Here is a 9,239-nt window from a genome sequence, read left to right on the forward strand (position 1 = left end):
CCCACCGGCCGTCATCGCGGCGCCTGCGCCGCCTCCCCCGCCCCGCGTGACGCGCGAGGAGGTCGACGAGGCGCTGCGCGGCAGCATGCCGAATTCCTGGCGCATCCCCGGGACCGATACCTCCGTGCGCCTCTATGGCTTCGTGAAGGCCAATCTCTTCACCGACTTCGACATGGTGAACCGGAGCGACGCCCCGTCGGTGCAGGGCATTCCGCTGACCGGCAGCGCCGCGACGCTGCAATCAGGCGACACGCAGTTCAGTGCCCGGCGCTCGCGCATCGGCTTCGACACCTCGACCCCAACCGCCTGGGGGCCGATGACGACGAAGCTCGAATTCGACTTCGCCGGCGACCTGCCGAGCGCGTCGGGCGCGGCGACCTCGTCGGGCTACATGCCGCGCCTGCGCCAGGCCTATGTCCAGGTCGGCGGCGACATCTTCAGCGTGCTCGTCGGGCAGGCGAACAGCGTCTGGAACGACGGCTTCGTCGAGACGCTGACCGACTCCACCTTCGTCAACGCCTCCGCGGTGCGCCAGGCGCAGATCCGCGTGACAGGCCGGCTCGCGCCGGGCCTGACCGGCCAGCTCGCGCTGGAGGCGTCCTACACCGACTACACGAGCAATGCCGGCGTCTTCTATCCCGACAGCACGCTCGACGGCGGCGCCAGCCCGTCCACCACGACCTTTCCCGACCTGGTCGGGCGGCTGACCTACCGAGGTGATTTCGGTGACGTCTCGCTGCGCGGCCTGCTGCGGCAGCTGCGCATCGACACCAACGGCACCGCCGCCACGCCGAACGGGACGGCGGATACGATCGGCTGGGGCTTCGCGGCCTCGACCAACCTCAACATGCGCGGACTCTGGCGCGGCTTCGGCGCCGACCAGTTGAGCCTGACCGCCTATTACGGCGAGGGCATCGGCCGCTACTTCGACGCGACCACGTCGGGCCAGTCCGCCTACAGCGACATCGGCCTGCCGGGCGTCAGCAGCGTCTCGCTGACACCGGTGACGACCTACGGCGCATCCATCGGCTATCGGCACTACTGGGCCCCAACGCTCCGCAGCAACGCCGCCTACGGTTACGCGTGGGTGGAGAATCCCGGCTTCGTCTCGCAGTTCTCCGCCGGCGGATCGGGCGCGACGGCGGCCAACCGCGAGATGCAGATGGGCGTGGTGAACCTGATCTGGAGCCCCTTCGCCACCGACCGCGACGGGCGCATCGGCCATGGCTGGCTCGATGTAGGGCTGGAGTACATCTACTACCGACGCGACCTGCAGGGTGGCGCATCGGCCTCGAGCCCGAGTCAGGGCGGCTACGGCATCGAACAACGCATCCAGGCATCCGCGATCGCGCGCTTCTAGCCCGCGGCGCGAAGCGGACGATCACACCCAGACATCCGAGAAGGCCACATGAGCAGCTCCTCCACTCCGATCGATCGCTTCCTGATGATCCATGCCGGCCGCGCCGATGCCTGGCGCGACCTGACGCACCTGGCCGAGGCCTGTGCACGAAGCGGCCGGGACCGCGGCGAGCTTGAAGCGACGCTGGCCAGGCTTGCGCCGACCGAGGCGTTCCACGCCTATCCCGGTCAGCGCCTGATGGGTGCGCTGTCCGAGCAGGTGGCGGGCGGCGACCTGGGTGGCGCCGCTCGGCTCGCGCGACGGATCTCCAACGCGCTGTTGACGCGCTCCTATCGCGACAGGCCGGGCGACTGGGAGGCGAGCGAGGACCGCGCGGGGTCTGAGGTGGCGGACATTCTGCCGCCGGCGCTCGACGGAGACCGCGGCAGCGCTCGCCCGTATTTCGAGGTGCTCTACGTCACCAGCCAGCCGGCGGCGCGCTGGCCCGCGCTGGCGTCCGAGCTGCGCCGGCTGCGCCGGCCGGAGGACAGCTTCGTCTATGAGCCGGTGTTCATCGGCTCCTTCGAGGATGCGCTCTGCGCGGCGATCATCAACCCGGCCATCACCTCCGTCGTGCTGGCGGAGGGCTTCCCCTACCGCTCGCGCCACGACGCGCCGGATCTCCGCGCCGTGCTCGATCCGCTGGGCGAGCCCGAAGGGACCGACGTGTCGGCGCTGCGGCTCGCAGGGACGCTGAAGCGCGTCAGACCGGAGCTCGACCTCTTCCTCCTGTCCGACCGCAACGTCGAGGAACTGGCCGGAAATCCGGCCGCCGACTGCGTGCGCCGGATCTTCTACTCCGTCGAGGAACCGCTCGAGTTGCACCTGGCGATCCTGGAGGGTGTGCGGGACCGCTACGAGACGCCCTTCTTCGACAACCTCAAGCGCTACGCGCAGCGGCCGATCGGGACCTTCCACGCGCTGCCGATCGCGCGCGGCAAGTCGGTGTTCAACTCCGACTGGATCCGCGACATGGGCGAGTTCTACGGGATCAACCTGTTCCTGGCGGAGAGCAGCGCGACCACCGGCGGCCTCGACAGCCTGCTGGAGCCGACCGGCAACATCAAGAAGGCGCAGGAGATGGCGGCGCGCGCCTTCGGCGCCGACCACGTCTTCTTCGTCACCAACGGCACCTCCACCTCGAACAAGATGGCGGTGCAGGCGCTGAGCGCGCCGGGCGACATCATCATCGTCGACCGCAACTGCCACAAGTCGCACCACTACGGCATGGTGCTGACCGGCGCGCAGCCGATCTACGTCGAGGCCTTCCCGATGACGGAATACTCGATGTACGGCGCGGTGCCGCTCGCCACCGTAAAGAAGGCGATGCTCGCGCTGAAGGCCGAGGGCCGGCTGCACCGGCTCAAGATGCTCGACCTGACCAACTGCACCTTCGACGGGCACATGTACAATGTGCGCCGGGTGATGGAGGAATGCCTGGCGATCAAGCCGGACCTCATCTTCCTCTGGGACGAGGCCTGGTCGGGCTTCGCGCGCTTCTCGCCCTTCCTGCGCGCGCGCACGGCGATGGGGGCGGCGGCGGATCTGGAGGCCTGGCTGCGCGACCCGGCCTCGGTGGCTGCCTATGAGGAGCAGCAGGCCGCGCTTGGCGCCGACCCGTCGGACGAGACGCTGCTGAAGACGCGGCTGATCCCGGATCCGCGGAAGGTGCGGCTGCGCGTCTACCAGACCAATTCGACGCACAAGTCGATGTCGGCGATCCGCCAGGGCTCCATGCTGCTGGTCAAGGACGTCGACTTCCACACCGTGGAGGCGCAGTTCCACGAGGCGGTCTTCACCCACGCCTCGACCAGCCCCAACCAGCAGCTCATCGCCAGCCTCGACGTGGCGCGCCGGCAGATGGAGCTTGAAGGCTACGGCCTGGTGATGAACGCGATCGAGATCGCGCTGAAGATCCGCGCGGTGGTGAATCGCCATCCGCTCATCTCGAAGTACTTCCGGGTGCTGGGGGCGGACGAGATGATCCCCGCCGCCTACCGGCAGTCGGGCTTCGTGGACTACCTCGCCCCCGGCGTCACCTGGGCGACCGTGATCAAGGCGATGCGCGAGGACGAGTTCTACCTCGACCCGACGCGGATGACGCTGGTCTGCGGCACCGCGGGCTTCGACGGCACGCAGTTCAAGGGTTTGCTGGCCAGCCGCTACGACATCCAGGTCAACAAGACCTCGCGCAACTCGGTGCTGCTGCAGTCGAACATCAACAACACCCGCAGCGACATCGCCCATCTGATCCGCGTTCTGGTCGAGATCAGCCAGGAGATCGAGAGGCGCCTGGCCGATGGCGGGCCCGAGGAGCAGGCCGAGTTCGCCGCGCGCGTGAAGTCGCTGATGACCGACGTCCCGGACCTCCCGAACTTCAGCCAATTCCACGAGGTGTTCCGCGGCGACGCCGGCGCGGGGACGCCGGAAGGCGACATGCGGAGCGCCTTCTTCGGCGCCTACCACCCAGAGCTCTGCGAATACGTCCCGCTCTTCGGCGCCGAATGCGACCGGCGGCTGAAGGACGGGCCGCCCATGGTCTCGGCCAACTTCGTCATCCCCTATCCCCCGGGCTTCCCGATCATGGTGCCGGGCCAGGTGCTGACCCAGGAGACGATCGACTTCATGCGGAAGCTCGACGTGAAGGAGATCCACGGCTACGAGCGGGCACGCGGGCTCAAGTTGTTGAGACCCGACGCCATCGCCGCCCGGTCGAAGCGCTGAGGAGGACCGAGCGATGGACGCCTTCTTCGGCTGGCTCGCCGCCAACCCCTTCATCCTGCTCTTCGTCACCGTCGGCCTGGCCGTGTGGCTGGGCCGGCAGAGCGTCGCCGGCTACGGCCTCGGCATGGTCGCCGCGGCGATCATCGTCGGCTGCGGCCTGTCGGTCTGGGCCTCGCTCTACGGACACAAGCTGGAGCTGAACAGCTTCACCAAGAGCCTGTTCTACTACCTCTTCATGTACGGCGTCGGGCTGCGCGTCGGCCCGTCCTTCGTCAACAGCCTGGGCGGCGACGGACTCAAGTTCACCCTGCTCGCTGTCGTCTCCTGCTTCGTCGGCCTGCTGCTCGTCGTCGGCGGCGTGAACCTGCTCGACCTGCCGCCGGGTGCCGCGGGCGGCATCCTCGCCGGGTCGCAGACCATGTCGGCCGCCATCGGCTCCGCGGAGCAGGCGGTGATGGCCGGCGCGGTCACGCTGCCGCCGGGGACGGATCCGAACAGCGTCACCGCGATGATCGCGCTGTCCTACGGCATCACCTACATCTGGGGCACGGTCGGCATCATCCTGATCACCAAGTACCTGCCGAAGTGGTGGGGCCTGGACGCCAAGGCTGCGGCGCGGGAGTACGAGAAGGAGCACGGCGTCGCCTCCGGCGACGCGCCGGCGCTGTCGGGCTGGACCGCCGGCGGTCTGCGCGCCTACCGGCTCGAGAACGACGCCTGGGTCGGGCGCACCATGCACGACCTGCTGCGCGAGAACCCCGAATACCGCTTCGTCAACCTGGTACGCGACGGGCAGTCGCTCGGCGCGCTGGACCAGGAACGGCTGCAGCGCGGCGACATCATCGCCCTTGGCGGCCGGCGGGAGGCGATGACGGAGAAGATGGGCCTGATCGGCCCCGAGGTCTCGGACCGTGCGGCGCTCGACCTGCCGCTCGACCGTGCCGAGATCCTCGTCACCAACGGCGACATGCTGAAGAAGACGCGCGAGGAATGGCGTGCCTTGCCAGGCGCCGACCAGATCCAGGTTGTCGGGCTCGAACGCTCCGGCGTGCCGATCCCGATCGGCAAGGACACCACCCTGCAGCGGATGGACCTGGTCACCGTGGTCGGGCTGAAGTCCGCGGTGCAAAAGATCGGCGACGCCTTCGGCCGCGTCGTGCGCCCCTCCACCGCGACCGACCTGCTGACGCTCTCGCTCGGCATGATCCTCGGCTTCCTGATCGGCGCCATCGAGTTCCCCGCCTTCGGTGCGAAGGTCGGGCTCGGCAATGCCGGCGGGCTGCTGGTTTCGGGCGTGATCGTCTCCTCCCTCGCCTCGCGGCTCCGCTTCTTCGGCAACACGCCGGCGGCCGCGCGCAACGTGCTGGAGGACCTCGGCCTGATCGTCTTCGTGGCGATCGTCGGCATCAACGCCGGCAACTCCCTGCTGGCACAGCTGACGGGCATGCTTGCGCTCAAGATCTTCCTGGTCGGCTTCGTCGCTTGCTCCGTGCCGCCCTTCATCGTCTGGGCGATCGGGCTCTACGTCTTCAAGTTCAACCCGGCGATCCTGATGGGCGGCGTCGCAGGCGCGCGCAGCCATTCGGGCCCCTGCCGGGAAGCGGCGGTGGAGATCCAGTCCAACGTGCCGTGGATCGGCTTCCCGGTGGCCTATGCGGTCTCCGGCGTGCTCCTCACGGTATTCGGCTACTTCGCCATGGTGCTGGCGCAATAGACCAGGGCGTGTCGCGCCCCGCGCGACAGGGCGCCGCCGCGGGGGATCCTGCGGCGGCGCCGGCTACCAAGAAGGGGACCAGGCAGTGATGGTGCGCTACCAGCTGGATGAACTCACGACGCTGCTGATCGGCATCGTCGCCCTGTTCGCGGGCAAGGCCATCCGGCAGGCGGTCCCGCTGCTTCGCCGCATCGACATGCCGAACGCGGTGGTCGGCGCCCTGGTGGTGTCGCTGCTGGTACTGTTCGGGCAACTCGCGCTCGGCGTCGACGTCGCCTTCGGCTCGCGGACGCGCGATGCGCTGCTGCTGATCTTCTTCACGACGATCGGCCTGTCCGCGAAGCTCAGCGCGCTGCTCAGCGGCGGCAAGCCGCTTCTCATCCTCTGCGCGGTGACCGTGGTGGCCCTGATGGCGCAGAACCTCAGCGGCGCGGCCTTCGCCGCGGCCTGGGGCGCACATCCGGCCTATGGCGTGCTGGCCGGATCGCTGTCCTTCGTCGGTGGCCCCGGAACGGCGATGGCCTGGGCACGGGAGCTCGAGGCGCAGGGTCTTGCCGGCGCGCAGATCGTCGGTGTCGGCGCGGCGACGCTCGCCGTGATCAGCGGGGCCCTCGTCGCCGGTCCGATCACCGGCTGGATCGTCCGCCGCCATCGCCTGGCCGCCGCGCCGGCGGCCGATGCCCCCGCGCAAGCTGCCGTGGCGCCCGCCGAGGCGCCCGAGCGGAAGGAGGGCGGCGACCAGCTCGAATCGCTTCTCGCGTCGATCTTCGTGATCGCGCTGGCGGTCTATGTGGGCGAGTACCTGAACGACCTCGCCCGCGGCGCAGGGCTGCTGCTGCCGGGCTTCCTCTCGGCAATGATCGCCGGCGTCGTCATCACCAACATCGCCGACGTGCTGCGCCTGCGCCTCGCCTTCGCGCCGATCGAGCGCGGCGGCGCGCTCGCCCTGCAGCTCTTCCTGGTGATTGCCCTGATGGCCACGCCGCTGATCGCTGTGGCGGAGATCATCCTGCCCCTGGTGATCAACGTCGTCGTCCAGATCGCCGTCACCGTCGCGATCGCCTACTTCATCCTCTTCCGGCTGCTCGGCCGCGACTACGAGGCGGCGGTGACCTCCGGCGGCTTCCTCGGCTTCGGCCTGTCCTCGATGCCGGTCGCGATGGCGACCATGGATGAGATCGCAAAACGCTACGGCCCCGCGCCAAAGGCCTTCCTGCTGATCACCCTGGCCGGGTCCTTCTTCGTCGATCTCGCCAATGCCTTCGTCGCCAAGGGCTTCCTCGCCTTGCCGTTCTTCGCCATCGCGCCGTGATGCAAGGGCGCCCGCGGCACGGGCGGGCCAGCGCAAGGAAGCGGAGCATGATGCGCCAGATGCGGCGCCGGGCTGTCCTGACCGCTGCCGGCGGCCTCCTGCTCGGCGCCGCCGACGATCCGAACGCCGATGCCAGCCTCTGGATCGAGGAGGTCCGGATCGGGCTGTTCGGGCGCAGCGGAGCGATCGGCGGGGGCCGCCTGCGCTACCTGGGCGAGGTGCATGCCTTCTCGATCGAGGGGCTGAGCGCCGCGGGCGTCGGCGTCACCACGATCCGGGCCCAGGGCGAGGTCTTCAACCTCCGCCGGTTGTCCGATTTTCCCGGCGCATACACCGAGTTCCAGGGCGGTGGCGGGCCCGCGGATGGTCCGGTGGAGGTGCACTGGCTGCGCAATCCGCGAGGCGTCCGCGTCCGGCTGCGTTCGGCGCGCGCCGGCACGACCCTGCGCATCGGAGAAGGCGGCCTGGTCTTCTCCCTGGACGATTGAGGACCGGGCCCGTGGTCCACCGCTGCGGGGAAGGGCATCGACGATGATCCTGGACGGCTTCGTGGTGGCGCGTGTGCTCGGCGAGGTGCTGTTCGGCTTCGGTGCCCTGTTCGCGATCATCAATCCCTACGGCCTTGCCTTCGTCTTCCTGGAGCGCACGACCGGGCTGAACCGCACCGAGCGCGCAAAGCTCTCGCGCCGCATCGCGCTGAACGCCTTCGTGGTCCTGGTCGTGTCCCTGTTCTTCGGCAGCGCGATCCTCGGCTTCTTCGGCATCTCGCTGCCCGCACTCAGGCTGGCAGGCGGCCTTGTAGTGGCGGTGGCAGGCTGGACGATGCTGAACGCGGATCCGCTGCCGCCGGATCGCGCTCCGGCCGGCCCGGGCAGCTTCGACCTGGCGCGCCGGATGGCGTTCTTCCCGCTCACCATACCCCTCACCACCGGGCCGGGCTCGATTGCCGCCGCGATCGCCCTCGGCGCCGGGCGGGAGGGCAGCCTGCCGGACATGCTCCTGTCGTCCATCGCCTCGCTGATCGTCGCGGCGCTCAGTGCCCTGACCATCTGGCATGCCTATGGGCGCGCCGAGGGAATGGCGCGGCTGCTGGGCGCGGAAGGCACATTGGTGATCACGCGCCTGTCAGCCTTCCTGCTGCTGTGTGTCGGCGTGGAGATCATGCTGACCGGCGCCAGCGACTGGCTGCGGCCGCTCCTCGCCACGCGGTAGCGTCGCGGCGCGCGATGCGACGCGCGACGCTCCGGAGATCGCGTGCGACATGCCCTGTAGTTTACATGTTGTTGGCATGCGCGCGGCTTGCCCGCCGCCTCAACCGCCCGATACTCGCACCACGCAACGATGCGCCAGCACGGCGCGCGTGCGGCGGAGGAACCAAGCATGCGGAGCATGACGATCGCGGCGCTCGCGGCAGGACTTTGCCTGTCGGCGTTGCCGGCGACGGCGCAGGTCCGGCCGGACAACTTCTCGGGCGGGCGGACAAGCGACCTCGCGGTGCTGTGCGGCGCCGCGGCGAACGACCCGAACGTCGTCGCAGCCTCGAACTATTGCCACGGCTTCCTGATGTCGGCCGGGCAGTTCCACGCGGAGATCACGCAGCCGGGTGGCCGCGTGCAGCCGATGTTCTGCCTGCCCACGCCGCGCCCCGACCTCGCCACGGTCTCCTCGGGCTTCGCGCGCTGGGCGGCCGCCAACCCCCAATACGCCGCGGCCTCGGCCGTCGAGGGCGTGGTGCGCTACGCCACGGCGTCCTGGCCGTGCCCGGACGCGCCGCGCCGCGCGACGCGCGGCTCGCAGGCCCGATGAAAGGAGCGCTTGAGATGCGGAAGATCCTGATCCTCCCGGTCGTGGCCGGACTCGCGCTCGGCGGCTGTGCCGACATGACGGACACCCAGCGCTCGACGGCCACCGGCGCGGCGCTCGGCGCGGTCGGTGGTGCGGCGATCGGGTCCTTCTCGGCCAATGCGGGCTGGGGCGCGCTGATCGGCGCGGGCGTCGGGGCCGCCGGCGGCTACATGGTCGGCCGTTCGCGCGAGGGCGGCTGACGGCCCGGGACCGCCGCCCGACCGGCAGCCCGGCCAGGCCGGGCA

The 9,239-nt window shown here is 69.7% G+C and carries 8 protein-coding genes; all 8 read left to right on the plus strand.

Going from position 1 to position 9,239, the window contains the following annotated elements:
- Nucleotides 1–1,360: DcaP family trimeric outer membrane transporter (locus L2I40_RS12775; protein WP_237215343.1), on the plus strand; the 1,360-nt coding region annotated here is incomplete at its 5' end.
- 48 nt (nucleotides 1,361–1,408) lie between these two features.
- Nucleotides 1,409–4,123, plus strand: a complete 2,715-nt coding sequence (locus L2I40_RS12780) for an aminotransferase class I/II-fold pyridoxal phosphate-dependent enzyme (RefSeq protein WP_237215344.1) — start codon at nucleotides 1,409–1,411, stop codon at nucleotides 4,121–4,123.
- Nucleotides 4,124–4,136: 13 nt separating this feature from the next.
- Nucleotides 4,137–5,837: an aspartate:alanine exchanger family transporter gene (locus tag L2I40_RS12785; protein WP_237215345.1), complete on the plus strand. Its 1,701-nt coding sequence runs from the start codon at nucleotides 4,137–4,139 to the stop codon at nucleotides 5,835–5,837.
- Nucleotides 5,838–5,925: 88 nt separating this feature from the next.
- Nucleotides 5,926–7,149 carry a sodium/glutamate symporter gene (locus tag L2I40_RS12790; RefSeq protein ID WP_237215346.1) on the plus strand — a complete coding sequence of 408 codons (1,224 nt, stop codon included), beginning with the start codon at nucleotides 5,926–5,928 and terminating at the stop codon, nucleotides 7,147–7,149.
- A 47-nt stretch (nucleotides 7,150–7,196) separates the two neighbouring features.
- A complete protein-coding gene (locus tag L2I40_RS12795) occupies nucleotides 7,197–7,637 on the plus strand; it encodes a hypothetical protein (RefSeq protein ID WP_237215347.1) in 441 nt (146 codons plus the stop codon).
- Between the two features lie 43 nt (nucleotides 7,638–7,680).
- On the plus strand, nucleotides 7,681–8,361 hold the full coding sequence (locus L2I40_RS12800) for a MarC family protein (RefSeq protein ID WP_237215348.1): 681 nt from the start codon (nucleotides 7,681–7,683) through the stop codon (nucleotides 8,359–8,361).
- A 168-nt stretch (nucleotides 8,362–8,529) separates the two neighbouring features.
- Nucleotides 8,530–8,955, plus strand: coding sequence for a Rap1a/Tai family immunity protein (locus tag L2I40_RS12805; RefSeq protein WP_237215349.1), 426 nt, complete (start codon nucleotides 8,530–8,532; stop codon nucleotides 8,953–8,955).
- 14 nt (nucleotides 8,956–8,969) lie between these two features.
- The gene (locus L2I40_RS12810) at nucleotides 8,970–9,194 is read left to right on the plus strand and encodes a YMGG-like glycine zipper-containing protein (RefSeq protein WP_237215350.1); all 225 of its coding nucleotides are present in this window, start codon (nucleotides 8,970–8,972) and stop codon (nucleotides 9,192–9,194) included.
- Nucleotides 9,195–9,239: the final 45 nt, after the last annotated feature.

The organism is Falsiroseomonas oryziterrae, from assembly GCF_021864505.1.
GTDB lineage: Bacteria > Pseudomonadota > Alphaproteobacteria > Acetobacterales > Acetobacteraceae > Falsiroseomonas > Falsiroseomonas oryziterrae.